This window comes from Streptomyces sp. CWNU-52B (assembly GCF_047444975.1).
In the GTDB taxonomy this organism is placed as follows: Bacteria; Actinomycetota; Actinomycetes; order Streptomycetales; family Streptomycetaceae; genus Streptomyces.
Genome location: NZ_JBLFJV010000008.1, coordinates 146,391 through 172,426, shown reverse-complemented (window position 1 = coordinate 172,426; position 26,036 = coordinate 146,391). Strand labels below are relative to the sequence as shown.

19 protein-coding genes are annotated in these 26,036 nt (G+C 70.5%); 9 read left to right on the top strand and 10 right to left on the bottom strand.

What is annotated here, in order from left to right:
* Positions 1–42: 42 nt before the first annotated feature.
* Positions 43–1,320: an ABC transporter substrate-binding protein gene (locus ACLVWQ_RS11645; protein WP_414108291.1), complete on the bottom strand. Its 1,278-nt coding sequence runs from the start codon at positions 1,318–1,320 to the stop codon at positions 43–45.
* A 181-nt stretch (positions 1,321–1,501) separates the two neighbouring features.
* On the opposite strand from ACLVWQ_RS11645, the gene ACLVWQ_RS11640 reads away from it, so the two are divergent.
* The 3 genes from ACLVWQ_RS11640 to ACLVWQ_RS11630 all read left to right on the top strand — a co-directional run bounded on the left by ACLVWQ_RS11640 (position 1,502) and on the right by ACLVWQ_RS11630 (position 4,719).
* Positions 1,502–2,452: an ROK family protein gene (locus ACLVWQ_RS11640; RefSeq protein ID WP_414108290.1), complete on the top strand. Its 951-nt coding sequence runs from the start codon at positions 1,502–1,504 to the stop codon at positions 2,450–2,452.
* A complete protein-coding gene (gene nagA / locus ACLVWQ_RS11635; protein ID WP_414108288.1) occupies positions 2,452–3,681 on the top strand; it encodes an N-acetylglucosamine-6-phosphate deacetylase in 1,230 nt (409 codons plus the stop codon). The genes ACLVWQ_RS11640 and nagA overlap by 1 nt, the downstream gene beginning before the upstream one ends.
* 108 nt (positions 3,682–3,789) lie before the next feature.
* On the top strand, positions 3,790–4,719 hold the full coding sequence (locus ACLVWQ_RS11630; RefSeq protein WP_414108286.1) for a 1-phosphofructokinase family hexose kinase: 930 nt from the start codon (positions 3,790–3,792) through the stop codon (positions 4,717–4,719).
* 116 nt (positions 4,720–4,835) lie between these two features.
* Here the strand turns inward: ACLVWQ_RS11630 and ACLVWQ_RS11625 are convergent, their stop codons facing one another.
* Entirely contained in the window at positions 4,836–5,798 is a 963-nt protein-coding gene (locus ACLVWQ_RS11625; RefSeq protein WP_414108284.1) for a carbohydrate-binding protein, read from the bottom strand.
* A gap of 118 nt (positions 5,799–5,916) precedes the next feature.
* Positions 5,917–7,617, bottom strand: a complete 1,701-nt coding sequence (gene cdgB / locus ACLVWQ_RS11620) for a diguanylate cyclase CdgB (protein ID WP_414108282.1) — start codon at positions 7,615–7,617, stop codon at positions 5,917–5,919.
* 334 nt (positions 7,618–7,951) lie between these two features.
* Between cdgB and ACLVWQ_RS11615 the strand changes: the two genes are divergently transcribed.
* On the top strand, positions 7,952–8,527 hold the full coding sequence (locus ACLVWQ_RS11615; protein WP_414108280.1) for a flavin reductase family protein: 576 nt from the start codon (positions 7,952–7,954) through the stop codon (positions 8,525–8,527).
* Positions 8,528–8,921: 394 nt separating this feature from the next.
* On the opposite strand, the gene arfB is transcribed toward ACLVWQ_RS11615, so the two are convergent.
* The gene (gene arfB, locus ACLVWQ_RS11610) at positions 8,922–9,350 is read right to left on the bottom strand and encodes an alternative ribosome rescue aminoacyl-tRNA hydrolase ArfB (RefSeq protein ID WP_414108278.1); all 429 of its coding nucleotides are present in this window, start codon (positions 9,348–9,350) and stop codon (positions 8,922–8,924) included.
* 269 nt (positions 9,351–9,619) lie between these two features.
* Here arfB and ACLVWQ_RS11605 point away from each other — a divergent pair, with 269 nt between their 5' ends.
* A complete protein-coding gene (locus tag ACLVWQ_RS11605; protein ID WP_414108276.1) occupies positions 9,620–10,195 on the top strand; it encodes a TerD family protein in 576 nt (191 codons plus the stop codon).
* 150 nt (positions 10,196–10,345) lie between these two features.
* On the opposite strand, the gene ACLVWQ_RS11600 is transcribed toward ACLVWQ_RS11605, so the two are convergent.
* The gene (locus tag ACLVWQ_RS11600) at positions 10,346–11,749 is read right to left on the bottom strand and encodes a M1 family metallopeptidase (protein WP_414108274.1); all 1,404 of its coding nucleotides are present in this window, start codon (positions 11,747–11,749) and stop codon (positions 10,346–10,348) included.
* A gap of 37 nt (positions 11,750–11,786) precedes the next feature.
* Between ACLVWQ_RS11600 and ACLVWQ_RS11595 the strand changes: the two genes are divergently transcribed.
* Entirely contained in the window at positions 11,787–12,287 is a 501-nt protein-coding gene (locus tag ACLVWQ_RS11595; protein WP_414108477.1) for a hypothetical protein, read from the top strand.
* Between the two features lie 379 nt (positions 12,288–12,666).
* On the opposite strand, the gene ACLVWQ_RS11590 is transcribed toward ACLVWQ_RS11595, so the two are convergent.
* Entirely contained in the window at positions 12,667–13,323 is a 657-nt protein-coding gene (locus tag ACLVWQ_RS11590) for a pentapeptide repeat-containing protein (RefSeq protein WP_414108476.1), read from the bottom strand.
* Between the two features lie 209 nt (positions 13,324–13,532).
* Between ACLVWQ_RS11590 and ACLVWQ_RS11585 the strand changes: the two genes are divergently transcribed.
* Positions 13,533–14,705: an FAD-dependent oxidoreductase gene (locus ACLVWQ_RS11585; protein ID WP_414108273.1), complete on the top strand. Its 1,173-nt coding sequence runs from the start codon at positions 13,533–13,535 to the stop codon at positions 14,703–14,705.
* Positions 14,706–14,741: 36 nt separating this feature from the next.
* Here the strand turns inward: ACLVWQ_RS11585 and ACLVWQ_RS11580 are convergent, their stop codons facing one another.
* Positions 14,742–15,644, bottom strand: a complete 903-nt coding sequence (locus ACLVWQ_RS11580; RefSeq protein WP_414108271.1) for an aminoglycoside phosphotransferase family protein — start codon at positions 15,642–15,644, stop codon at positions 14,742–14,744.
* Positions 15,645–15,729: 85 nt separating this feature from the next.
* On the opposite strand from ACLVWQ_RS11580, the gene ACLVWQ_RS11575 reads away from it, so the two are divergent.
* Together ACLVWQ_RS11575 and ACLVWQ_RS11570 are read left to right on the top strand one after the other, a co-directional pair.
* Positions 15,730–17,229 (top strand): NAD(P)/FAD-dependent oxidoreductase, encoded by a 1,500-nt coding sequence (locus ACLVWQ_RS11575; protein WP_414108269.1) that lies wholly within the window; start codon positions 15,730–15,732, stop codon positions 17,227–17,229.
* 15 nt (positions 17,230–17,244) lie between these two features.
* Positions 17,245–17,973, top strand: coding sequence for an alpha/beta hydrolase (locus ACLVWQ_RS11570; RefSeq protein WP_414108267.1), 729 nt, complete (start codon positions 17,245–17,247; stop codon positions 17,971–17,973).
* Positions 17,974–18,188: 215 nt separating this feature from the next.
* Here the strand turns inward: ACLVWQ_RS11570 and ACLVWQ_RS11565 are convergent, their stop codons facing one another.
* The 3 genes from ACLVWQ_RS11565 to fxsT are packed head-to-tail and all read right to left on the bottom strand — an operon-like array spanning position 18,189 to position 26,031.
* Positions 18,189–19,247 (bottom strand): hypothetical protein, encoded by a 1,059-nt coding sequence (locus tag ACLVWQ_RS11565; protein ID WP_414108266.1) that lies wholly within the window; start codon positions 19,245–19,247, stop codon positions 18,189–18,191.
* On the bottom strand, positions 19,244–20,527 hold the full coding sequence (locus ACLVWQ_RS11560; protein ID WP_414108265.1) for a CHAT domain-containing protein: 1,284 nt from the start codon (positions 20,525–20,527) through the stop codon (positions 19,244–19,246). The genes ACLVWQ_RS11565 and ACLVWQ_RS11560 overlap by 4 nt, the downstream gene beginning before the upstream one ends.
* Positions 20,528–20,532: 5 nt before the next feature.
* Positions 20,533–26,031, bottom strand: a complete 5,499-nt coding sequence (gene fxsT / locus ACLVWQ_RS11555) for an FxSxx-COOH system tetratricopeptide repeat protein (protein ID WP_414108264.1) — start codon at positions 26,029–26,031, stop codon at positions 20,533–20,535.
* Positions 26,032–26,036: the final 5 nt, after the last annotated feature.

Sequence of the window (26,036 nt, the reverse complement as noted above, 5' to 3'; positions counted from 1 at the left end):
CCCACACCTCACCCGCACCACACACCCGCACAACCAGCGGAGCTACCTGCCGTTCTCTGCCGCCGCCGCAGCCCGCTGCAAGCGACCAAGCGTCGCCGCCGGATCCCCCGTCGGCCCCACCGCCGCGCCGATCTGCCGCTTGATGTCCGCGCTGACCCCCGCCCAGGACGTCTGCCCCACGGGATACAGCTCGGCGTTGGGCAGTTCGCCGAGGAACTCGACGAGGTCCGAGTCGTCCTTGTCGAGGGCCATCGCCTCGGAGGCCGACGTCGTCACGGGCAGCAGGTCGTACATGTGGGAGAACTCAAGGACGTTCTCGTCGCTGTACACGTAGTCGAGGAAGTCCCCGATCTCCTCGGCGTGCCCGTTCTTCTTGAACGCCATCATCCAGTCGGCGACACCCATCGTGGCCCTGGAGCGCCCCGTCGTGCCGGGCAACGGCACCATGCCGACGTCCACGCCCTTCGCCTCGGCGGTCTTCATCAGCGTGGGGTGGCCGTTCAGCATGCCGACCTCACCGCGGGCGAACGCCGCGAAGGCCTGCGCGCGGTTGAGCTTCGCGGGCGCGACCGGACCGGTGAGGCCCTTGTCGACCAGCTCTTCCTTCAGCCAGGTGAAGGTCTCGATGTTCTGCTTCGAGTCGAGCCGGTAGGAGCCGACCGTGTCGGTGTACCCGTCGCCACCGCTGATCAGCCACATCATGGTCTCGGCCTGGGCCTCCTCGGGCCCCAGCGGCAGCGCGTACGGGTACTTCACCCCACGGGCCTTGAGCGCCTCGGCGTCGGAGGCGAGCTGGCTCCAGTTCTCCGGCGGGGTGATGTCCGCGTCGGCGAAGAGCTTCTTGTTGTAGAAGAGGAGCCGCGTGGAGGAGGCGAACGGCATGCCGTACTGCGTCCGGTTTATCTCTCCCGCCGTGGAGAGCTGCGACACGAAGTCGGCCTGGGTGTCTATGGAGAGCAGGTCGTCCGCGCGGTAGAGCTGCCCGTCGGCTGCGTAGTCGGCGTACGCGCCTATCTGCGCCAGGTCGGGCGGGTCACCGGCGTCGACCATCGCCCTGACCTTGGCGTCCACGTCGTTCCAGGAGTAGACGCTCACCTCGACGTCGACACCGGGGTGGTCCGTCTCGTACGCACGGGCCAGCTTGTCCCAGTACTTCTGGGAGCTGTTCTCCTGGGAGTCGCCGTAGTCGGCCGCCACCAGTCTGAGTGTGACGTCCCCGGACCCGGACCCGGAACCGCCGGAACTTCCGCAGCCTCCGAGGGCCGCGGTCGCCGCCAGTGCGGCCACCCCCGCTGTCAGACCTGTCACTCGCCGCTGCACTGCTGCCGTCCTCAACGCCGTGAATCGCATCCGCGCATCCGCGCTCCCGCGTATCCGCACATGTGTGGATTCGTGGATTCACTCGTGCGATCTCGTGCTATCGATCCGCAATTTTCGATCCAAGGTCTACACCACGTAAGTGGACTAGACCTCTCACGGGGTAAGGGGCGACACTGTACGCGTGAGACACGTCATCGCCCTGGATGTGGGCGGCACCGGGATGAAGGCCGCCCTCGTGGGGGCGGACGGCGAGCTGCTGCACCAGGCCCGCCGCACGACCGGCCGGGAGCGCGGCCCGGACGCCGTCGTCGAGTCGATCCTCGCCTTCGCGGCCGACCTGCGCGCGCACGGCGAACGCCACCTCGGTGAACCCGCGGCGGCCGCCGGCGTCGCCGTCCCCGGCATCGTGGACGCCGACCGCGGCATCGCCGCCTACTCGGCCAACCTCGGCTGGCGCGACGTACCCCTGCGGGACCTGCTGAGCGAGCGGCTGTACGGGGCACCGGTCGCCCTGGGCCACGACGTTCGCACCGGTGGCCTCGCCGAGGGCCGGATCGGCGCCGGCCGGGGTGCGGACCGCTTCCTGTTCGTACCGCTGGGCACCGGCATCGCGGGCGCGATCGGCATCGACGGCCGGGTGGAGGCGGGCGCGCACGGCTTCGCGGGCGAGATCGGCCATATCGTCGTACGCCCCCAGGGCGCCCCCTGCCCGTGCGGACAGCGCGGCTGTCTGGAGCGGTACGCGTCCGCGGCGGCGGTCAGCGAGGCGTGGGCCGCGGCGTCCGGCGACCGGGACGCGGACGCGGCGGACTGCGCGAAGGCCGTCGAGTCCGGGGACCCCCGGGCCGTGGCGGTCTGGCAGGAGGCCGTGGACGCACTCGCCGACGGGCTCGTCACCGCGCTCACCCTGCTGGACCCGCGCACCCTGATCATCGGGGGCGGTCTCGCCGAGGCGGGCGAGACCCTGTTCACCCCGCTGCGGGCCGCCGTCGAGCGGCGCGTCACCTTCCAGAAACTGCCGTCCGTCGTCCCCGCCGCACTGGGGGACACGGCCGGCTGCCTGGGCGCGGGCCTCCTCGCCTGGGACCTGCTCGCCATCCCTTCCCGTCCCGCTTCGGAGGTATCCGCCTGATGACCACTGAGCGCACGGCTCTCAACAGGGCGCACGACGGCGCCCCGTCAGGGGCGCGGGGAACGGCGCGATCAGCCCCCACACACCCGCACGCCGTGGTCCTCACCGGAGCGAACCTGGTACTCCCCACCGGCACGGTGCCCGGCGGCCGCCTCGTCGTCGAAGGCACCCGCATCGCCGGCAGCACCCCCGAGGGCGCCCTCCGCAAAGACCTCACAGGCCACTACCTGGTCCCCGGCTTCGTCGACATGCACAACCACGGCGGCGGCGGAGCCTCCTTCACCTCGGGCACCGTCGAGGACATCCTCAAGGGCGTCCGCACCCACCGCCTGCACGGCACCACCACCCTCGTCGCCTCCACCGTCACCGGCGACATGGACGGCCTGGCCCAGCGCGCCGGGCTCCTCTCCGAACTGGCCGAGCAGGGCGACCTGGCGGGCATCCACTTCGAGGGCCCCTTCATCTCCCCGTGCCGCAAGGGGGCGCACTCCGAGAAGCTGCTGCGCGACCCCGACCCTGCGGAGGTCCGCAAGCTGATCGACGCGGCCCGCGGCCAGGCCCGGATGGTCACCCTCGCCACCGAGCTGACGGGCGGCATCGACTCCGTACGCCTCCTCGTCGAGCACGGCGTCATCGCGGCGATCGGGCACACGGACGCCACGTACGAGCAGACGGTGGAGGCCATCGAGGCGGGCGCGACCGTGGCGACCCACCTGTTCAACGCGATGCCCACGCTCGGCCACCGCACCCCGGGACCGATCGCGGCCCTCCTGGAGGACGAGCGGGTCACCGTCGAGCTGATCAACGACGGCGTCCACCTCCACCCGGCCTCCCTCCAGCTGGCCTTCCACCACGCGGGCGGCGGGCGGGTGGCGTTCATCACGGACGCGATGGACGCGGCGGGCTTCGGCGACGGCCGGTACATGCTCGGCCCGCTGGAGGTGGAGGTCGCGGACGGTGTGGCGCGCCTGGTGGAGGGCGGCTCGATCGCGGGCTCCACGCTCACCCTGGACCGGGCCTTCAAGCGTGCGGTGACCGTGGACGGGCTGCCCGTCGAGGACGTCGTCGCGGCCATCTCCGCCAACCCGGCCCGACAGCTGGGTCTGTACGACCGGGTGGGTTCGCTGGAGCCGGGCAAGGACGCCGACCTGGTGGTCCTGGACTCCGGTTTCGAGGTCAAGGGCGTGATGCGCCGGGGTGAATGGCTGATCGAACCGTCGGCCGGCTGAACCCCGCCCGGCAGCGGTATGGGCCGACCGTCGCCGTCTTTGACATGATCGGTCCTCGGACAGGCAGCCGCGCCGGCGACGGCGCTCGACCGAGGGAGGCCGGACCAGGTGATCCTCACGGTCACGCTGAACACCGCTCTCGACATCACGTACCACGTACGGGAGTTGGTGCCGCACGCCTCCCACCGGGTCACCGAGGTGACGGAACGGCCCGGCGGGAAGGGGCTGAACGTGGCGCGGGTGCTGGCGGCCCTCGGCCACGAGGTGCGGGTGACGGGCTTCGTGGGCGGCGCCACCGGGCAGGCCCTGCGGGACGGGCTCGCGCGCACGCCGGGTGTCGTCGACGCGCTGGCCCCGGTGAGCGGCTCGACCCGCCGCACGATCGCGGTGGTCGACACGACGAGCGGTGACACGACTCAGCTCAACGAACCCGGCCCGCAGATCAGCCCCGCCGAGTGGGCCGCCTTCCAGGAGACGTACGAGATCCTGCTGCGGTCCTCCTCGGCGGTGGCCCTGTGCGGCAGCCTGCCGCCCGGGGTGCCGGTCGGGGCGTACGCGCAACTCGTACGGACCGCGCGGGCGTTGGCGGTGCCGGTGCTGCTCGACACGAGCGGTGAGCCGTTCCGGCGGGGGATCGCGGCGCGGCCCGACATCGTCAAGCCGAACGCGGACGAACTGGCCGAGCTCACCGGGGCGCAGGATCCGTCGCAGGCCAGCCGGGACGCGCGCCGGCGGGGTGCGCACGCGGTGGTGGCGTCGCTGGGTCCGCGGGGGCTGCTGGCCCGTACGCCCGACGGGGACTGGCGGGCCGCCCCGCCGCGGGCCGTGCGGGGCAATCCGACGGGTGCGGGGGATTCCGCTGTCGCGGGGCTGCTGTCGGGGCTGGTGGAGCGGCTGCCGTGGCCGGAGCGGCTGGCTCGGGCGGTGGCGCTGTCCGCGGCGAGTGTGCTGGCGCCGGTCGCGGGGGAGTTCGACCGGGGGGCGTACGAGGAGTTGCTGGGGTTGGTGTCGGTGACGCGGGTGGCTGCCGCGGCGTGAGCCCCCTGGGGGGTGGCAGGGGGGCGGTTCGTCGGGTGCGGGGCGGTGGGGGCTGGGCGCGCAGTTCCTCGCGCCCCTGAAAGATTGCGCCGTTCCCCGCGCCCCTGAAGGCGGGGTCAGTTCTTGACCTGGCCTGCCTTCAGGCGGAGTTGGTCCAGGAGGACGTTGCAGTCGTCGCCGTCCTGGCAGGAGATGGAGATCGTGTTGGTGCCCTTGGTGAGGGTCGGGTAGGCGTAGGTCTCCGTCCAGCCCTTGTCCCACTCGTTGTCCTTGGCGCCGGCGAAGTTGCTCATGTTCAGCTTGCTGCCGAACTCCTTGCCGTTCACCGTCAGCGTCATCTTGGCGTCCTTGCCGGCGACGCTGTACCGCGTGAAGACGGTGTAGGCGCCGGCCTTGGGGATGCCGTTGACGGTCCAGGTGACCTCGGCGCCGACCTGGTTGAGCCCGGTCACGTAGATGCCACCCCCCGCGCTCGCGCCCTCGACGTCCGACGCGGTCGACACACCCGCGCCGAGCTTCAGGGCCTTCGCGTCGATCTCGGGGAGGTCGGCCGGCTCCGCGGCGTCCTTGGTGGACGACTCGCTCGGCTCGGCGCTCTGGCCGGCCGACGTGGTCGGGCCCGCGGTGTCGCCGCCCTTGTCGTCGTCCGAGTCGTCACCGAGCACCGCGATACCGATGCCGATCACCACGGCCGCGACGACGGCGACGGCGCCGATCAGCAGCCCCTTGGTGTTGGGCCCGCGGCCACGGCCGCCGCCGCCCCGGCTGTGGGACGACTGCTGGTGCGTGCCGGGGGCGCCGTTGGAGAAGCTCTCGGGCTGCGCGGAGTAGTTCACGTTCGGCTGCCCGTACGTGCCCTGCTGCTGCGGAACCTGCCCGTACTGCGCGGTGGGGGCCTGCGCCGCGGACTGACCGTACTGACGCTCGCCGACCGGACGTACGCGGTTGACCGAGCCCGGGTAGCCGTAGCCACCGCCGCCACTCGGCGGCTGGGCTCCGGCGGCCTTCCCGTCCTCGTACAGGTACCCGAACGGGTCGTCGTCCTCGGGCGCGCTCGCGCCGTTGTTGCCGGGCGTCATCCCTTGGTCTCCTAGCGGGTGCGGTTCAGATGCGGTACGGGGGATCGAAAGGCGAGCCTACCCGCTCCGACTGCCCCAAACGGGTGACTCGGATCGCATGGCACCGCTGACCTGCGGATCAGCCCGCACGCCTGTGCGCTTTGGGACGAGACCGTTTCTCTACGTACATCCGCTCGTCAGCGGACTGCAGGACCTCGTCCGCCGTCATGCCGCAATGTGCCCACCCGATACCGAAGCTGGCACCGACCCGCATGGCCCGTCCGTCGACCCTGATCGGCTGGATGATCTCGCTGCGCAGCCGCACCGCGAGGTCCTCCGCGTCGGCCCGCCCGAGCCCGTCGGCGAGCACCACGAACTCGTCGCCGCCGAGCCGGGCGACCGTGTCCCCGTCCCGCACGGCGGCGCCCAGTCTGCGGGCCACCTCGATGAGCACGTAGTCCCCGGCGTTGTGCCCGAACCGGTCGTTGATCGACTTGAAGCCGTCGAGGTCGCAGAAGAGAACGGCGAGACCCTTCGTCCCGTCGTCCTTCTCCCCCTCGGGTGTGACGGTGTGCACATGGTGGTCGTACGCGTCGTAGGCGTCCGAGTCCTGCCGGTAGTCGAAGCCGTGCCCGTGCCCGTGCGCGTCGTACGGGGTGACGTCGTACGCGGTCGCGTTGCGCTCGGCCACCACCTGCCCGTACGCCGCGTCGATCGTGTCGACCACGCCGGGTTCGATCGCCGTGGGGCGCGCGCAGAGCCGGGCGGAGAGCCGGGCGCGCAGCTCCGCGGAGTTCGGCAGTCCGGTGAGCGAGTCGTGCGAGGCGCGGTGGGCGAGCTGCAGCTCGCGGCGCTTGCGCTCCTCGATGTCCTCGACGTGGGTGAGCAGGAAGCGCGGCCCGTCGGCGGCGTCCGCGACGACGCTGTTGCGCAGCGACACCCACACGTACGTGCCGTCGCGGCGACAGAGCCGCAGTTCGGCGCGGCCGCCCTCGGCGAAGGTCCTGAGCAGGGTGCCGATGTCCTCGGGGTGGACGAGGTCGGAGAAGGCGTAGCGGCGCATCGAGGCGGCGGGGCGCTGCAGGAGCCGGCACAGCGCGTCGTTCGTCCGCAGGATCCGGCCGTGCTGGTCGCCGCCCATCTCGGCGACGGCCATGCCGGAAGGCGCGTACTCGAAGGCCTGCCGGAAGCTCTCCTCGCTGGCGCGCAGCGCCTGCTGTTCCCGCTCCAGGCGCACGAGCGCGCGCTGCATGTTGGCGCGCAGGCGCGCGTTGCTGATGGCTATGGCGGCCTGGAACGCGTACATCTGGAGGGCTTCGCGGCCCCAGGCGCCGGGGTGCCGGCCGTTGCGCGGCCGGTCGACGGACAGGACGCCGATCAGTTCGCCGCCGGAGCCGCCCGGCACGGCCGGGGTGTGCATGGGGGCGAAGAGACGGTCGGCGGGGTGCCACTCGTCCTCGAAGCGCGGTTCGGGCCCGTCGGTGTACCACTGCGGGACGTCGTCGTCGTCGAGGACCCAGCCCTCCGTGTGCGATATGAATCGCAAATCGCCCCACGCCTCGCCCATGTTCAGCCGGCGCTCCCAGGAGAGGCGGGAGCCCACGCGGCCGGTGATGAGGGCTTCGGCGGCGGAGTTCCCGGCGAGGGCCGCGACCACGAGGTCGCCGTCGGGCTGGACGAGGTTGACGCAGGCCAGTTCGTAACCGAGTCCGTTGACGACTCCGTCCGCGACGGTCTGCAGTGTGTCGGCCAGGCTGCGGGCCTTGTTCATGTCGGCCATGACCTGGTGCAGCTGCCGCAGGGTCGCAAGGCGGACGTACGGCTCCGACTCGGTCTCCATTCGCCCTCCCCTCGAGACCTCGACAGCAACTCCAGGGTTCTCTCCAGCCCACTCCCTGCCAGCTTCCCCGCCACTGAATCACAGCGCGCTGCCCACTCGGTACACAGGGTCAACAAAATATGGCACCTGTGACTCAAGTCACAGGCGAAGATGAACAATTGAGTAGAGTTTCTGTGTTTTCGCGGTGCGTTTACTGAACGCAAATTTGTGGAACATGTGCGCGCGCCTGAAAGGTACTGAAAGAGATCGGAGTCACACTCCCTCTTCGGTCCTAGGACCCGTTTCGGGCGTTGGTCGGATGTGTCGGAACGTCGGCGGAGAATAGCGTCTTCTCGTGCTGAACACGCCCTCCGTCACTCCCCCGGTCTCCCCGCCCACCCGCTCCGTGCATGCTGAGGGGGTGAGCAACGACGAGTTCCGCGCCGCCATGTCCCGGCTGGCCGCCGGCGTGGTCCTGATGACCGCGCACGAGCCGCAGTCCGACCCGGACGGCCCGAGCGGCGAGGACATCGGCATGACGGCGACGTCCTTCATGTCCGTGTCCCTGGACCCGCCCCTCGTGCTCATCGGCCTGCGCGAAGGCTCCCGCATGGACGACCTGATGGACGAACAGCCCCTGTGGGCGATCTCCTTCCTCGCCGAGGGGCAGAGCTCCGTAGCGAGCCGCTTCGCCATGAAGAACCGCATCTCCGACCGCCTCCTCTTCGCCGACGTGCCCTGCGTACGCGGGGCGGCGTCCGGGGCGCCGCTGCTGGAGGGCGCCCTGGCCACCCTGGAGTGCCGTACCGAACAACGGGTCACCGCGGGCGATCACACCCTGGTGATCGGCCGGGTCCTGACGTCCTCGACACCGGACTCGGAGGGCGGGCCCCTCACGCACTTCCGGGGCCGCTACCGGCAGTTGGACTGACCGCGTTCCCGGACGCCCCACCGGACACCGACCGGGCAACCGGCCGGGCAACCGACCGTGTACGAGTGTGAAGCCGGCCGCGACACCCGACGCGGCACCGGGTCGTACGCGGCCGGTCGCCCACGTACGACCACGCCGCCGACCCCGAACCGCGGGAACGGGAAATCCCCTCTTCTCCCGGACCCTTCGCTGATTTCCTCCGGCCTTTTCTCCCGTTGCCGGGAATTCGTCCTCGTACCCACGTCACCCGAGCCACCGGCCCCGGCCGGACCACCGGAAGAGGGCCACCGGAAAACGGGAAGAAGGAAGAAGAAACCAGAAGAAGCAAGAGGCAGCCAAGGGAAGCGCGAAGAAACGCAGAAGCAACCGACGGACCCCGATCCCCCGTGCTCCCTCAGCCCCAGTCGCGCCCGGAACGTCCGCGCTTCGTGTCTCCGCGTTGTTTCTTCTCGCGAAGCCGGCGCTCATTGATCCCCCGCGGAATGCGGGTGGCCCGGCGCGGCCTGGGCGGCGGAGCACTGGCCTCGGCGAGCAGCGAGGCGAGCCGGACGGCCGCCGTCTCGCGGTTGCGCCACTGGGACCGGTGCTCGGAGGCGCGCACGGCGACGACCCCGTCGACCAGCCGGTCGGCGAGCTTGGCGAGCGCCCGCTCCTTCCACACCGGCGGCAGCGACTCCGTCCGCGCGAGGTCGAAGCGCAGCTCCACCTGTGAGTCGGTCGTGTTGACGTGCTGGCCGCCCGGCCCGGAGGAGCGCGAGAAACGCCACATGAGCTCGGCCTCGGGCAACGAGACGGAGCCGCGGATGACGTAGGGACCGGACATGCCCCCATGGTCCCTTGTCCGCCCGCTCCACGTCACCAGCTTTTCCACCCCGCTCCGCGCCCCGAGCGCCCCTCGCCCTCCCCCTCCCTCGACGGCGGGTAAAGAAAGTAAAGAGGAGCGGAACCCTGGGGACCCCCAACGGCGTTCTTAGGGATGGCGGTAGCTTCGTCACGTACGAAGCCCGACACGCAGCACCGCAGTAGCGCAGTACCGCAGCACCGCACGCGCACGACCCGTACGTACAAAAAACGAGGGAAGGACTCCCAACAATGGCTGTAAGCCTGTCCAAGGGTGGCAACGTCTCGCTCACCAAGGAGGCTCCGGGCCTGACCGCCGTCACCGTGGGCCTCGGCTGGGACGTCCGCACCACCACCGGAACCGACTTCGACCTCGACGCCTCCGCCATCGCGGTCAACACCGAGGGCAAGGTCTACTCGGACGGTCACTTCATCTTCTTCAACAACAAGCAGACCCCGGACCAGACGATCGTCCACACGGGCGACAACCGCACGGGCGAGGGCGCGGGCGACGACGAGGCGATCAACGTCAACCTCGCGGGTCTCCCGGCCGACCTCGACAAGATCGTCTTCCCGGTCTCGATCTACGACGCGGAGACCCGCTCGCAGAACTTCGGCCAGGTCCGCAACGCGTACATCCGCATCGTGAACCAGGACGGCGGCACCGAGATCGCGCGCTACGACCTCTCGGAGGACGCGGCCACGGAGACGGCCATGGTCTTCGGCGAGCTGTACCGCAACGGCGCGGAGTGGAAGTTCCGCGCGGTCGGCCAGGGCTACGCGTCCGGCCTCGTGGGCATCGCCAAGGACTTCGGCGTCAGCGTCTGAGTCAGCGTCTGATCTCGAAAGAGAGCGCAGGACGTCCGAGGGGCCTCCGGCCCGGCTGCGGCCGGACCGGAGGCCCCTCGTCCGTGCACGGGCGGGGCCCGCGCGCCGGCCGCCTCAGGCGCGTCCGCCGCCTCAGGCCCGTCCGCCGCCTCAGGGCTGTCCGGGCCGCCCGTCCCCGTACAGCCACACGTCCCAGACCTCCGAGAGGTCCCGCCCCGGCGCCTTCTTCTCCACGTAGGCGGTGAAGTCGTCCGTGTCCGCGTTGCCATGACGACGAGTGGCGGCCCAGCCCTTCAGGATCCCGAAGAACACCTTGTCGCCGACCGTCTCCCTGACCTTGTGCAGCACCATGGCGCCCCGCTCGTACACCGGGCTGTCGGAGATCTGCGAGGCACCGGGCGGCCGGGCGGGCGGAAAGGCCCAGACGGCCTCGCTGTCCGCCTTCTCGTCGAAGTAGTCGCCGTCGTACAACGCGTCGAAGACGTCCTGCACGGACTCCCCTCCGTGGTCCTCCTCCCACATCCACTCGGCGTACGTCGCGAAGCCCTCGTTGAGCCACATGTCGCGCCACGACTCGGGGGTGACGGAGTTCCCGTACCACTGGTGGATCAGCTCGTGGACAAGGAGCCCGACGCTGGGAGCACCCGGGAAAACGGGCCGGTTCTGGGTCTCCAGGGCATACCCCGAGTCGTCCTCCCGCTCCACCACCGCGCCCGTGGACGAGAAGGGGTACGGCCCGAAACGGCGCTCGGCCCACTCCATCACCTCGGGGAGACGGCCGAGCACCTCGTCGGCCGCCCCCGCCACGCCCCGGTCCACCGCCACGTAACTCGGCACCCCGCCCGCCTCCGAGCGCCGGATGTCGAACTCCCCCACGGCCACCATCGCCACGTAGGACGCCATCGGCTCCGCCACGTGCCAGTCGAAGACGGCACGCCCCCCGCTCCTCGTCCGGCTCCTCAACTCCCCGTTGGAGACGGCCTCCAGCCCCTCGGGCACACCGACCTCGATGTCGTACGCGGCCTTGTCGCTCGGGTGGTGGTTCCCGGGGAACCACGCCATGGCCCCGGTGGGCTCGCCCAGCGCGAGGGCGCCGTCCTCGGTGGGCAGCCAGCCCTCCTCCGAACCGTCCGGGTCGGTGATGGTCTGCGGCACCCCGGAATAGCGCACCACCGCCGTGAAGACGTCGCCCTTCCCCAGATCGTCACGCGGCCGAACGGTCAGCTCATGATCACCGCTGCGGTTGAACCGGGCGGCCGCCCCCGCCACCTCGACCGACTCGACCTTCATCCCCTTGAGGTCGAGGTTGAACGCGCTGAGGTCCTGCTCGGCCCGCGCCTCGATCGCCGCCTTGCCCACCAGCCGGCGTGCCCCGGGCTCGTAGTCGAGCGTGAGCCCGTAATGGATGACGTCGTACCCGCCGTTCCCCGACTTGGGAAAGTACGGATCACGCACTCCGGCGCCGCCCGCCACCCCCCGCACACCCCCGTCACAGGCGCCGAGAACACAGACGAGCAGCACAGCGACAGGAGCGAGAACAGCGGACCGGGGCATGACGGCGATCCTAGAGCGGCGTGACACCATCACCCACGTGCTCGACATCGGCTACGCCCTCTCCTCCCGCTTCCCGGACCCCCCGCAGACCGACTACCGCCGCGCGGACGTCCACGCGCTGCGCCACGACCTGTTCTGCGGAGACGTCTACCTCGCCGACACGAAGACGGACCGGGAGCTGTCCACAGGCTGGGGATGGGTGCCGGTGCTCGACTTCGCGTGGGCCCTGTGCGACATCGTCGAACAACTCGACCAGGACCCGCTGGGCAGCCGGGCCTCCCGCCCCCAGCACGCCGAACTGGACTTCACCGAGTCGTCCGACCGCATGCTCTTCGAGCGCCGCTTCGGCTGGGTCGACATCGAGTCCGACTGGATGCCCGCCGACGAGCCGCCGCTCACCTTCTCCCACACGGAACTGCGCCGCGAGGCCCGCGACTTCCTGCACGACGTCCTGGCGGACCTGACGGACCTCCACGAGGCGCTCCGCGACAACCCGGCGATCTGGAACCTCGAGGCCCGCTTCCCCAGGCTGCCCTGACCCCTGGGGGCTGCCGCCCCCAGCCCCCCACATCGGCCTGAACGGCCTCGTCCTCAAACGCCGGACAGGCTGAAAACCCCAACCCCAGGCCGGGCACCGCCAAAAGACGCCAGGCGACGCCCCTGAAAGGCAGGGGCGAAGCCCCGCTTTTCAGGGGCGCGGGGAACGGCGCGCCCAACCACACCCGACCCGCACCCGCCGAACGACCGGGGGGCGCGGGCGAAGCCTCGCCTACAAGGGGCGCGAGGAACGGCGCGACCAGCCCCCACCGCACCCGCACCCACCGAACGGACCCAGGGGGCGAGGGCGAAGCCCCGCCTTCCAGGGGCGCGAGGAACGGCGCGACCAGCCCCCACCGGACCCGCACCCACCCCACCCCTCAAACCTCCACCCCCACCACCCGAACCCCCACCTCCGCAGCGAACACCCCCGCCAGATCCAACAACTGCCCCGGACTGATCACCGCCCCCGCCAACCGATCAACCCCCCGCGCGAACTCCACAGCCGCGGCCCGCCGCAGATCCACATCCGTCAACGACACCCCACTGAAGTCCGCCCCCTTCAACACACAGTCCACGAACTCCACCCGCTCCAGCCGAGCACCCCCGAAGTCCGGCTCGACCAGCACACACCCCTCGAACACCACATCCCGGATCCGGGCCTCCCGCAGATTCAGGTAGTCGATCTTCCCCCCACGGAAGACCACCCGCTCCAGCACGGCCCCGTGCAACTGCACCCCGCCCAGCCGAGCATCGACCACCTCCACGTCCCGGAAGGTCGCCGAGCCGAAGTCCGTACCCACCCCCCGCATCCCGGTGATCACGGAATCCAGCACCCGCACATGGTGCAACCGCGTCTCATCCACCGCGCACCCCGTCAGCGCACAGTCCATGAACCGCGCGCCCCCACCGTCCTGCCCCACGAAGTCCACATCGGTGAACCGCAGCCCGTCGTAGTCCCCGTCCGGCTCCAGCTCACCACCGTCGTACTCCTCCAACGACGGCAACCGCACCTCAGGCCGCCGCGCCGCCTTCACCCCCGCGCCCGCCTTCGCGCCCGCCTTCGCTCCCACTCCCGCGCCCGCCTTCGCCGCTCTGCTCACCATGCCCCCATCCTGCACCCCGCCACTGACACCCCACCCGACCGGCCAAAACACCCCCGATGTCACATTCCAAGCCCCCCGAGGCGTCGTAGGAGCAGCCACCAGACACGAGCCACCAGCCACCAGAGAGGAACCCCCACGCCATGCACCGCATCACCGTCATCGGCGGCGGCTTCGCCGGCCTCACCGCCGCCATCACCGCCGCGGAGGCAGGCTCCAAGGTCACCGTGTACGAGGCCCACCACACCCTCGGCGGCCGGGCCCGCACCGCCGAGGGCCCGTACCGGACGAACGAGGGCCCCCACGCCCTCTACAAGGGCGGCCCCCACTGGACCTGGCTCGCCCAACGCGGCCTGCTCGGCGAACTCGCCCCGCTCCCGCCCCTGGAAGCCGCCCGCCTCCGCCTCCGCCACAAGGGCGCGCTCCGCCGCACCCCGCCGTTCGCGATGCTCAAACTCCTCCGCCGCACAGCCGAACAAGCCCCGACCGAGCAGGATTTCGCCACCTGGGCCACGGGCATCGCAGGCGAGGAAGGGGCCACCGCGGCGGCCCACTACTCCGCGGTCGCCCTCTTCCACCACGACCCGGGCTCCCTCTCCGCGGCGTTCGTCCAGGAACGCCTGCGCCGCGCCACGAAGCTCCCCCCGGAAGCGCACTACCCGCGCGGCGGCTGGGCGAGCGTCATCGACCGGATGGCGGCCAGGGCCTGGAACCTGGGCGTCCGCGTGGAAACCCTCGCCCGCGTGAGCACGCTCCCCACCGACCACGGCCCGGTCATCGTCGCCACCTCGCTCGACGCGGCCCGCGCCCTCCTCCACGACACGTCCCTGACGTGGCCGAGCGGCCGCACGACCCTGCTCGACCTGGCCGTCCGCACCCGCCGCGGCGACGCGTTCGCCGTCTCCGACCTGGACAGCCCGGGCTGGATCGAGCGGTTCACGGCCCAGGACCGGACCCTCGCCCCGGCCGGCGAGCAACTCCTCCAGGGCCAGATCCCGATCGCGCCCCACGAGTCCCGCGCGGACGGCATCGCCCGAGCGGAGGAACTCCTCGACCTCGGCCTCCCGAACTGGCGCGAGCGCGTCACGTACCGCCGCGAGGCCCTCGCGAACGGCCGCACGGGCGCCGTGGACCTCCCCGGCACGAGCTGGCGGGACCGCCCGCGCGTGGACCGCGGCGACGACGTCTACCTCGCGGGCGACCAGGTGGCGGCCCCGGGCGTGCTCTCCGAGGTGTCGTTCAACAGCGCGCTGGAAGCGGTGTCCCTGGCCCTCAAGATCCGCAGCAGGGCGGGTTCGGACCTCAAGCAGGCTTGAACCGGACGCCGCCCCCGCCCCTCCCCGCCCCCAGGTTCAACGCCCCAACAACACCCGCCCGATGGCCATCTGCTCCGCGTCCAACGGCTCCCCCTCCTCCACCCGCCACAGCGAGTTCTGCAGCACCCGCCCCAACGTCCAGGCACGCGCCCGCTCCCGGTCCACCCCCAGTACCTCGGTCATCAGGTCGAAACGACGCACCACCCCAGCCTCCGCCCCGCCCTTCGCCCCGCCCTCCCCGAACCGGTTCCAGAGCGCGGGCAGCAACTCGAAGCAGGGATCCCCGGCGAGCGGCTTGGGGTCGATGACGAGCCAGGGCTCACGGTCGCCCGCGAGGACGTTCTCGAAGTGCAGATCCCAGTGCAGCAACCGGTCCCCCGGTTCACCCGCGACCTCACGCACAGCGGTCGCGCAGTCCACCAGCAGCCGCCGCTCCTCATCCCGCGTACTACCCCCCGTACTCCCCGTACTCCCCGTACTCCCCGTACTCCCCGTACTCCCCGCGAGGGACGCGACCACCGGGGGCAACCGCTCGAACATCCCCGCGACCACGTCGTCCAGCCGCCGCAGCCCCGCCGGCGCCGGCACCGCCGTGATCCGTGCCAGCAACCCGGCCAGAACCGACGTCGCCTTCATCACATCCGGCACACCGGCCAACGGCCTCCCCTCGTCGAGCCGCTCCAGCAGCAACGTGCCGCTCTCCGCGTCCTCCGCCAGCAGCCGTACGACCCCGTCGCCGCCCCACGTCCGCAGCGCCAGCCCCTCCCCGGCCGTCTCCTCGTCGATGTCCTGCAGCTTCAGCGCGGCCCGCGTCCCGTCGCCGCACACCACGGGCAGCACGACCGACACCCGGCCGCTCATCGGCGCGCCCTCCTGCCGCAGGCCCCACCGCTCCAGGAACCGCCCCCCACGCTCCAGCAGCCGCCCGTACCCGGTCATCGACCCCACCTTCGCCCTCACCCTCACGAAAACCACGGAATCCGAAGGAGACACCCACCGCCCTGAGAAGCTAACGTCACCGCGCATGAGCAGCACGGAGAACGCGGACAGCGCGACGGGTACGGACAGCACGCCCCGTACACCCCCCGCGCCCCGCACCGGCACCGGCACCGGCACGGACGCCGCCCCCCGCACCACCGTCAACGGCGGCATATCGTTCTGGTACGCCCAGCAGGGCGAGCCCCTCCCCGCCCCGCGCGAACCCCTCCCGGGTGACGCGAGCGCCGACGTGGTGATCGTCGGCGGCGGCTACACGGGCCTGTGGACCGCGTACTACCTGAAAAAGGCGGTCCCCTTCCTGCGCATCACCGTCCTGGAGCAGAAGTTCTGCGGCTACGGCGCCTCCGGCCGCAACGGCGGCTGGCTCTACAACGGCATCGCCGGCCGCGACCGGTACGCGCTCCTGCACGGCCACGACGCCGCCACACGCCTCCAGAAGGCCATGAACGCCACGGTCGACGAGGTCGTCAGGGTCACCGGCGAGGAGGGCGTCGAGGCGGACATCCACCAGGGCGGCGTACTCGAGGTCGCGTACACCCCGGCCCAGCTGACCCGTCTCAAGGCCTTCCACGAGACGGAACTCTCGTACGGCGAGAAGGACCGCGAGCTGTACGGGGCCGCCGAGACCGCCGACCGTGTCCGCGTCGCGGACGCCCTCGGCTCCACCTGGACCCCGCACGGCGCCCGCCTGCACCCCGTCAAACTGCTCAGGGGCCTCGCGGCGGCCGTCGAGAGACTCGGCGTCACGATCCACGAGTCGACACCCGTCACCGAGATCCGGCCCAAACACGCCGTCACCCCGCACGGCACGGTCCGCGCCCCGTACGTACTGCGCTGTACGGAGGGCTTCACCGCCTCCCTCAAGGGCCACAAGCGCACCTGGCTCCCCATGAACTCCTCGATGATCGCCACCGAGCCCCTCACCCCCGCCCAGTGGGAGTCCGTCGGCTGGGAGGGCCGGGAGGCCCTCGGCGACATGGCCCACGCCTACATGTACGCGCAGCGCACCGCCGACGGCCGCATCGCGCTCGGCGGCCGCGGCGCCCCGTACCGCTTCGGCTCGCGCACGGACAACGACGGCCGCACCCAGGCCTCCACGGTCAAGTCCCTGCGCCGGGTCCTGCTCCGCCTCTTCCCCCAGCTCTCGGACGTCGCCGTGGCCCACACCTGGTCGGGCGTCCTCGGGGTGCCGCGCGACTGGTGCGCCACGGTCACCCTCGACCGCTCCACCGGGCTCGGCTGGGCCGGCGGCTACGTCGGCTCCGGGGTCGCCACCGCCAACCTCGCCGCCCGCACCCTCCGGGACCTCGTCCAGCAGGATTCCGGCCAGTCGGGCGCGACCGACCTCACCACTCTTCCCTGGGTCGAACACAAGGTCCGCAAGTGGGAACCCGAACCTTTCCGCTGGCTCGGGGTACACGGCATGTACGCGACGTATCGAGCCGCCGACCGCCGCGAACTCACCACCCATGCCGCACAGTCGTCCCGGATCGCGCGTATCGCCGACCGGGTCGCGGGCCGCTGAGACAAGGGGAACCCCATGAGCACCGCAGTCATGGACACCGTCCGCTACTCCTCCGACGGCCAGCTCCTCGACATCCACCGCGCAGCCGCCCCGGACGCCCCGACGGTCCTGCTCTGGCACGGCCGCGGCCCCGCCGAGCGGGACGTCCTGGGCGCGCTGGCGGCCGAGGTCGCCCGGCTCGGCGCCACCGTCATAGTCCCCGACTGGCACCCGGACGCCCCCGACGGCGGACGCCCCCAGCTCGCCGCGTCCCTCCGCTTCACCTGGGACTTCGTACGCGACCCGGCCGAGGTCGTGCTCGTCGGCTGGTCCCTGGGCGGCCGGGCCGCGATGGCCACGGCCCTGCGCCCCGACCCGCCGCAGGGCTGGCGCCCGGCCGCCGTGGTGGGCATCTCCGCCCGCTACAACCAGCCCGAGCCGCTCCTGGGCCTGCCGTCCCCCATGGCGGTCGCCGCCTCGGCCCCGCCCCTGGCCATCCACCTGGTGCACGGCAGGGAGGACACCGTGTGCGACTTCGCCAACGCCCACGAGTTCCAGCGCGTCCTGGCCGCCTGCGGCCGCAAGGCACCGCTCACGGAGCTCGACACGGACCACCCGGGCGCGGTGATGGCCGAGTACGCCCCCGAACTGGGCCGCTGCCGCCCCGCCCACTCGGGCTCGGCCCACCGGGAGGGCCTGCGCACGGCCCGGGTCATCGCCCAGGCAGCAGGCCTACCCACACAAAAGACCCAGGCCACCAAGTGACCTGGGCCTTCCGGCACATCATCCACAGCTCTTCCGAGCACCGGTGCCCTTTGCCCGGATTCGAACAGACGACCTAGGTGTCACAAGAGCTTGCGCGTCATGAGGGGTGGTTCTGGACGGTGCCCGGCGATCGGATTCCGGCTGGTCTGTGTCCTGTGCTGAACCATCCCTCACGCAAGAGCGTGGGCTTGACCAGTGCAGATGACAGCTCCCGGTCAGCGTGAGCGTTCCGCCAAGGTCAGCAGGAGGTGAGCGGATTCCGGACGAAGAAAGTCGGAGTGGGCGCCCGAGGGGTGGAGGCGGGTGCGGCGGCTGCCGCGGTAGAGCCAGTCGGCGTCGATGTTGACCAGGCGGTGGTCCAAGACCTGCTGCGGATAGTTGGTGCTGGTGGGCAGCAGACGCGTGGAGAACTGGGGTACCGGGGCCGCCCCCGCGCCAGAGTGGCCTATCCCTGGCGTCTTCTCGGCGCGCAGGTGCCAGAAGCCGGTCGCGCGGTCCCAGCGGGAGTGGGTGAGGGCGATGGGACCGCGGAGCGGGGCGCCAGGGTGCGTGGCCGTCGGGAACAGAGTGTCGAAGTGGCGCAGAAATGCGTCGCGCGGGGCCGCCATCTGGAAGATCAGCATACTGTCCACAGTGAACGGGCGGCGGAGGTCGTGCGGAGTGCTCCAGCCGAGCACCGGCGGCCGCTCGGCCGCTCGCTGCACTGCCTCGCACAGGAAGCGGCCGCCGAAGGAATGGCCCGTCAGGTGCAGGTATTGGCCGAACCGGTTGGCCAATACCTGCGGGTCGGAAGGGTCGGCGCGTTCAGTGTCCAGGTAGCCCAGCAAGTGCCCGATGACGTACGGGGCATGGCCCTGGCCCTCTGCACTCATGGCGTGTGCCCGGTTCCTGATCTTTTCGTAGCCCCTCATCCCTGGGCGGCTGGACGACTGCCAGCGGACCACGACGCACCAGGGGCGATACCCGGATTTCAGGGCCGGGTATCGGTCCGGGGCCGTCTCGTACAGTTCGACGGCCTGCTCCAGAAGTCGTACGGCGGTTCGGGTCGCCTGAGTCGGCGGGGTCTGCCAGCCATGGACGTACACATGGATGTCGGTGGCCCACTCGGGGATCGCCAGTCGGTGTGCCAGGTGCTCGGCGACCCGGGAGACCGGTACCGGGGGCCCGCTGCCCGGCGCTGTCAGGCGGCCCTCCTCGTCGAGGTCGATCTCTGCCGGGGGCGCGAGCCGCGGCGTTCGGGGATACGGCCTGGGCCGCTTTCGCAAGGCGGTCATGAGCCCAGTCGCAGACGGGTGTTGATGCCGCCGTTCAGCGTGTAGGCGAGGGCGAGCGGGTTGTGGAAGTCCTGGGCAAAACGTCGTATCAACCACTGGCCTGTCTCGCCCGCCGTGTGGCCGCCGGTCAGATACCGGTCGAGGAAAGCGTGCGCATACTCGGTCGCGAAGACCTGAGGGATTTCGATCTGCGGCGCGAGGACACCGTCGGCGCCCTGTGCGATCAACTCCTGTCCTAGGTGCTTCAGCCTTCCTGGTCCGGAGGCCGCCCCCGAATGGCAGGCGTTCAGCAGCACGAAGGGCTTGAACCGGGACTGCGGGCAGCGGAGATAGGAGCGCCGTTTGCGCTTCACCACGGGACCGTCGATGTCCTCGGAGTCGGAGAGCCGTACGGTGAGGACCTGGCTGGACGCACCGGTCCGCACGAAGCGGCCGTGGCACCAGAAGTACATGAGGTCCTCGTGCAGCACGGGACGTGAAAGCGCCTCCAGGAGCTGGTTTCCGTGGGTCCGGACGGTCAACAGGGAGCAGTCCTGCAACAGTTGCTGCACCTCGTGCGCCCGGCCCACGTGATCGAGGGCAGTGTCCTTGTTGAGGCTGGTGGCGGCCCGTTGGCGGCGGCCGAGCGGGGCGTGGTCCCAGGCGTAGCCGGTTCGGGCCTGCTCGACCTGATGCCGGTGGCCCAGGAACGCCTCCCAGGGGCTGTCGCACTCCGCAGGGTCCACCGCGAGCATGGGCCAGGGCAGCTGCCACTCTGAGTTGAAGCTGATGCGTAGCTGCTGCCCGCCGGTGAGGGTGCCCAACAGGAACTCGCGGAAGCGGCCGAGGTCGTAGCCCTTTCCTTCGAGCAGCACGCGAAGCAACTCGAAGCCCTCGTCTGCAAGTTTCGCCACCAACGGGTCGGTCAGTGCTCGCAGTTCGGTCAGGTCGACGGACTCAGCCAGGGGGTAGCCGCCCACCCGCTGCCCGTACCCGGGTTCGGCGTCCTGATGACGGACCACCTGGTCGCGCCAGAGGGTCAGCAACCGGTCCGCGCCATCCTGCAACTCCTCGGCGGACACCTCCAACGGGGCGTCGTGCCACACCGCGTCGTCGGATGTGGAGATACCTTGGGCGTGCGCGAAGATGCTGAGGCGTTCCGGGCCTGACCGGTACAGCCTCACGAGTAGTTCGGTCGTGACCACGTCCTCTGCCGCGGTCTGCGGGCCGCCACGCTGCGGCACCCCCGTGAAACCGTGGGCGGTGTCCTCCGACACCTCCACGGCGAGATCCTGCGTCATCCCCGTCAGCCCTCCCCGGAACTGTGTCGAACATCCTCGTTCTGGGCTGGGGAGCCCAATACACGGACGGTCGTCCGCAGGTCCTGCAACACCAGTCCGGACGCATGGTCGTACAGCGTGAAACGGATGTCGTGGTCCCCCGGCTCGTGCGCGGTCAGCACGAAGCGCGCCGGATCACCCTCTGGGTCGTACTCCGCCAGGGCTGGTTCCACCGAGGCCGCTGTCTGCCAGGACGGGACCACCACCATCTGGGCAGGCGGGGGCGCCGTGCCGCCTGCCTCGCGGACCAGGCTGATCTCGACCGGCGTCGGGCTGCCCTCTGTCGGCTCGTCGTCCCCCAGCAGGGAAACCCGGACGCGCCAGGCCGGGCGTGCGGTGCGCAACTGCCAGCGAAGTTCCTCCGTGTCGGGATGGTCCGCGCCGAAGGTGTGTTCCCAACGGGCCAACAACTCCTCGTCGGGGGGTGCAGATTCAGGGTCGCCGGCCTCGACGGCCGTCAGTGCCAGCGTGGCGAGGCTCTCCAGCGTGCGCGGATGATCGGGACCGAAGACGTGGGCGCGGGCTGTGTGTACGGCCTTGAGCAGAGCTATAGCCTCGGTGGTATCGCCCGCATGGGCGAGAGCGTCTGCCACTTGGACGGCGAGGGTGGGCATCTGGGCGCTGTACACCCGGGCGAAGATCTCGACGACCATGCCCTTGCGTACGAGTTCATCAAGGCCCTCGGATGCCGCCCTGTCATCGACGGCGTCCAGATGCGCCTGGGCGACGGCCTCGGGCGTTTCGGGCAGCGTCAGGTGATCTGCCGTCAGCCAGGCCTGGGTACGCAGCAGTTCACCGAGAGCCTCCAGCGCCTCCTGCGGCCGATCCGCCTGGGACAGGACGTGCGCCAGGACCGGCAGTTCGTCCAGTGTCCGCTGGTGCCCGACGCCGTACAGGCGCGTGCAGTCGTCGATCAGATCACGGGCCATGAGCACCGCGTGATCCGCAGAGCCGATGTCCGCCGTCAGCCAGGCCAGACTGCCGCGCACCCAGAAGGTCGTGGGGTGTTCTGCGGGAAGCGCCGTCTCACACCGCTTGAGGAGATCTTCGAGAACGAGGATCGCCTGCCGTGGATCGCCCAACTCCCGGTAGGCGTAAGCCAGGGCGCCGCGACAGTCCAGAGAATCAGGGTGGTCCACCCCTCGTTCCCTGTCGCTGTCGTCGACCAGTGCCAGAAGGCCGTCGACCGCCTGGGCCCGGTCGCCGAGCAATCGCCGGGACCAGGTCAGGTTTCTGCGGGCCATCAGGACTGCGCTGTGACCGGGGCCTTGTACGCGCGTGCGGTCCTCCACCAGCGACATGCGGATGGCCAGGGCCTGGCTGAAATGGCCTGCATACTCGTGCGCCGCCGCGAGCTGCCTTCGTGCGTCGAGAGTGGTGAGGTCGTTCGCCCCCAGCAGCCGAGTGAGGTCCTCCACCAACAGCGTGGCCGCTTCGACAGCACGTATCGCTGTGGAAGCTCCCAGCAGTGTCCAGACGACGGCGTCGCGCAGCTCAAGGGTGTCGCGATGATCGGCGCCCAGTACCCGTTCATGGTCGCGCAGCAGAAGGTCCAGGTCCCGCAGAGCGCCTGCGCGGTCATCGTCCCACTCCCGCCAGCGGGCCACGTCGCGCCGCGCTCGCAGGACATCGGGATGGTCGGCGCCCTGGATGCGCGTGCGGTCGGCCACCAGCGCCTGGCCGAGAACTATGGCCTGCTCGCAGTCGAGTCGCTCGGAGAAGGCGAACGCCTGCAGTGTCCTGATCGCGAGTGTCGCGGTGTGCTCCGGACCATGGAACCGTGTGTACTCCTCGACCAGCATCTCGTACCCGACCAGGGCCCGCTGGTACTGGCCCGACTGTCTCCACGCGTTCGTCAACTGCCTGCGGGTGTTCAGCGTGGTGATGTGGTCCCGGCCTCGCACGCGGGCGGTGTCGGTCAGCAGCTGCTCGGCGAACTCCGCAGCCCGGACGTGGTCGCCCGCCGCGTTGTATCCGGTGACCAAGTCATAGCGGAAAGACAGTACGGCCGCATGATCGGGCCCGTCGGCGCGCTCGCGTTCTTCGGCCACGGCCTTCAGTGTGCTGAGCGACGACCGGTGCCGTCCTGCCGCTCGCTGGACCATCGCGAGGTCCCGCCGCGAGCGCAGGGTGCGCGGATGTGTGGCTCCCCACTTCTCGGTCCACATCTCGACAGCCTCTTCGTACAATGCGATGGCGCGGTCGTACTGCCCGTCCGCCGAACAGGCGTCTGCCAGGTTCTCGAGCATGAGCAGGGTGTCCGGGGCAGCATCCCCCAGGAGCCTGCGCCGATCATCGAGAAGTGCTGTGAATCCGGAGATCGCGCCCGTGTGGTCACGATCGCCCAACTGGGCCAACGCCAGCCCGTTGCGGTCGTGCAGGGTGTCCGATGCATCCGGGCCCAGGAGCCGGGTGTGGTCGGCGATCAGCTCCCGGTACGCCGCAATCGCTTGGCTGTACTGCTCAGCGGACCGGAAGACGAGGGCGCGCCAACTCCTGACGTTCAGCGTGTCCGGATGATCCGGGCCTTGGATGCGGGTGTGGTCGGCGAGCAGCGCATCGAATTCCTCGGCTGCCTGCTCGTACCGTGCGGCCTCGCGATGAGTCGCACCTATCCATAGCCGTACGACGAGTGGCATGGGGTGGTCGGGGCCGTGAAGCCGCCCGTAGTCCTCGACCAGAGGCTCGTAGAGCTCCAGGGCCTGCTCAAGGCGGTCCTCCTCGGCGTAGACCCTGCCGAGAGCGAGTCGGACCCTGAGCACCCGCGGGTTGTCCGGACCGAGGACCCCTTCCATGTCCGCGCGCAGCGACTTCAGTTCCCGGACCGCACGGGTGTGGCGGTCCGCCCACTGCAGTGTGCGTGCCAGGGCTTCGCGTGTGGCGAAGACCCCAGGATGCTCGGAGCCCAGGATGGCGCGCCGATCCCGCAACACATCCTCGAGGAGTCCGATGGCAGCCGGAAACTCGGACGCCGCTCGATGGGCAAAGGCCAGGTTGACCCGAGCCGTGAGCGTCGCCGGATGCCAGCCGCCCTGTGCCCGTGTCCGGTCCGCGACCAGGGTCTGGCGCTCCTGTATCGAACGCCGGTGGTCCCCCGCGAGCTGCCAGGTGTAGGCCAGCGCGCCGCGAGCCCACAGCGTGTCCTGGTGATCCTTGTCCCTGACCCGGGTGTAGTCAGCGATCACCGCCTCGTACGCTGCGGCTGCCCGAGCGTAGTCTGCCCGGTCCCGATGGGTCTCGGCGATGTCGCGGCGATAGTGGAGCGTGGCGGGATGGTCGGGCCCTTGCGCCCGAGCGCTGTCCTCCGCCAGCGACTCGAACTCCCGCAGCGCTGCATCTGGCCCCTGGGCCTCAGACAGGGCCCACCCCAGCTCGTGGCGGCTGCGCAGGGTGTCCGTATGGTCCGGCCCCTGCTCCCGTCTCCGGTCGTCGACCACCTCCCGGTACAGGGCGACCGCCGTCCGCGGGTCACCCGCGGACTGATGGGCGGAGGCCAGCCAACCGCGGCTGGTCAGCGTGTCGGGGTGGTTCGGGCCGTGCTGGCGCTGCCGCTCCGCGATCGCCTGTTCATACAAGCTCAGCGCGGTGCGGTGATCACCGGCCTGTAGATGGGCATACGCGAGATTGGTGCGGCTGGCGAGCGTGTCCTTGTGCCGTGCTCCAAGAAGGCGTTCGCGGTCGGCGACGACCGCCTGGAACTCCTCGACAGCGGCTTCGTATCGGCCTGCCGTCTGCAGTGCGTAGGCGAGGTTGTTGCGGCTGGTGAGCGTGTCCGGGTGTTCGTCGCCCTGGATCCGGAGGCGGTCACCGACCACCGCTGTCAGTTCCTGTACGGCCTTGGTGACCTCGCCGGCTTTGCGGTGCGCGTACGCCAGCCGCTCCCTTGCGGCAAGAGTCTCCACGGCTTCCCGGCCGTGGGACTGGGCACGGTCGAGGTAGACGTCCTGGCACAGTTTGACCGCGCGAGCCGGGTCGCCCGCCTTGGCGTGCAGTTCCGCCAGGCGGTCCCGGTCGTCGAGCGTAGTCTCATGGTCCACGCCGAGAAGCCGAGTGCTGCCGTCGACGGCCTGCGCCATCAAAGGGATCGCCAAGACGTGCTGTTCCCGTACGAGGAGTTCGTCGGTCCCGCGCCGATACATCTCGACGGCCGCCGCGTCCGGTTCGACGGCGAACCCGGTCTCTGCGAGAGCTTGGATATGCGCCAGTCTCTGCTGTACGCGCTCGGCGGAGGCATCTGAGAGTACGGCGGCCAACGCGGCCTCGGCCAGGTCGCGTGCCTCGGGCATCTCGGCCGGATCGGCGTGCTGGAGGGTCCGCCGGACGAGCCGATGCAGCGTCGGCCCCTCGGGGCCGAGGGCGACCAGGTGGTAGGCAGCCAGTGCGGCGAGCGAGGATTCGACGTCCTGAAGACGGTGCCCCAGGCGGTCGATCACCTCGCGCGGTACGGCCTCGGGGGCGTACCAGGCCAGAGTGTGCAGGAGAGGGGCGGCCGAGGGGTGAACAGCTCGGATCGCCTGAAGACTGGTCCGCCAGATCCGGGCTATCGTCCGGTCGAAACTGCCCGCGCCGTCGCCCAGTACCGTGTCGGGCAGCCGGGCCAGCTTGTCCCGGTAGGCGGCAAAGCTGATGCCTGTCTCCCGCAGGTAGGCGCCTGCCTGGGCGAGGGCCAGGGGCAGGTGCCCCAGGTCCCCCGCGAGCAGTGACGCCTGTGAGGGGGCAGCACCGGATCCGGTTGCGGGCGCATCCTCGCCGAGCCCGGACGTGAGGTGCAGCAGAGTGACGGAGTCCTCGTGACCGAGTACGTCCAGACTCACCAGGGCGGTGGTCGCCGGCCAACCGGTGCCAAGTCGACTCGTGGCTAGTTGGTGGCCGTGGCCGAGTAATCGCCCCAGAAACGGAGTCAGTTCCTCGGGCCGCTCCACGTTGTCGTAAACGACCAGCCAGTCGGAGTGAGTCTCCAGCCAAGTCAGCGCCCACTCGGTACGTTCCTTGACAGTGACCTCGTGTGCCCACGTCGGATGCAGGCGTAGCGCGAGGTCGCCGAATCCGGACGTGATCTGCTCCTCGGTCTCGGCGACGATCCACCAGAGGAGTTGGTATCGGTTGCGCTGGTCATGCGCGTACCTGAGAGCCACGGCCGTCTTGCCGATGCCTCCTAAGCCGCTCACCGTGGTCGTCTGGGTGACGACGCCGCTGCCGGCGAGCAAGGATGCGCTGAGGTGCGACAGGTCCAGGGCACGGCCGATGAGGGGTTGCGCGGGCAGCTCGGGCAAGTTGTCCAGCGGAGAGGCGGGCGCTGTCCAGGCGGCGGACTTCTTCGCCTGATCGGACAGAACGGTCGCGTGTCTCTCGAGGTGAGGATTTCCAGCCGTATTGGAAGATCCGACATCCTGACCCGGCACCGTCAGGTCGCTCTGCAGCACGGCGGACGCCGCGACCTGCGACTCCCCCATGATCACGACCACCCCCC

Bases quoted from the DNA above. Each gene is read 5' to 3' on its own strand.
- nagA (WP_414108288.1), top strand. From the start codon at position 2,452: ATGACCACTGAGCGCACGGCTCTCAACAGGGCGCACGACGGCGCCCCG.
- ACLVWQ_RS11625 (WP_414108284.1), bottom strand. From the start codon at position 5,798: ATGACGCCCGGCAACAACGGCGCGAGCGCGCCCGAGGACGACGACCCG.
- cdgB (WP_414108282.1), bottom strand. From the start codon at position 7,617: ATGGAGACCGAGTCGGAGCCGTACGTCCGCCTTGCGACCCTGCGGCAG.
- arfB (WP_414108278.1), bottom strand. From the start codon at position 9,350: ATGTCCGGTCCCTACGTCATCCGCGGCTCCGTCTCGTTGCCCGAGGCC.
- ACLVWQ_RS11605 (WP_414108276.1), top strand. From the start codon at position 9,620: ATGGCTGTAAGCCTGTCCAAGGGTGGCAACGTCTCGCTCACCAAGGAG.
- ACLVWQ_RS11600 (WP_414108274.1), bottom strand. From the start codon at position 11,749: ATGCCCCGGTCCGCTGTTCTCGCTCCTGTCGCTGTGCTGCTCGTCTGT.
- ACLVWQ_RS11585 (WP_414108273.1), top strand. From the start codon at position 13,533: ATGCACCGCATCACCGTCATCGGCGGCGGCTTCGCCGGCCTCACCGCC.
- ACLVWQ_RS11580 (WP_414108271.1), bottom strand. From the start codon at position 15,644: ATGACCGGGTACGGGCGGCTGCTGGAGCGTGGGGGGCGGTTCCTGGAG.
- ACLVWQ_RS11575 (WP_414108269.1), top strand. From the start codon at position 15,730: ATGAGCAGCACGGAGAACGCGGACAGCGCGACGGGTACGGACAGCACG.
- ACLVWQ_RS11570 (WP_414108267.1), top strand. From the start codon at position 17,245: ATGAGCACCGCAGTCATGGACACCGTCCGCTACTCCTCCGACGGCCAG.
- ACLVWQ_RS11565 (WP_414108266.1), bottom strand. From the start codon at position 19,247: ATGACCGCCTTGCGAAAGCGGCCCAGGCCGTATCCCCGAACGCCGCGG.
- ACLVWQ_RS11560 (WP_414108265.1), bottom strand. From the start codon at position 20,527: ATGACGCAGGATCTCGCCGTGGAGGTGTCGGAGGACACCGCCCACGGT.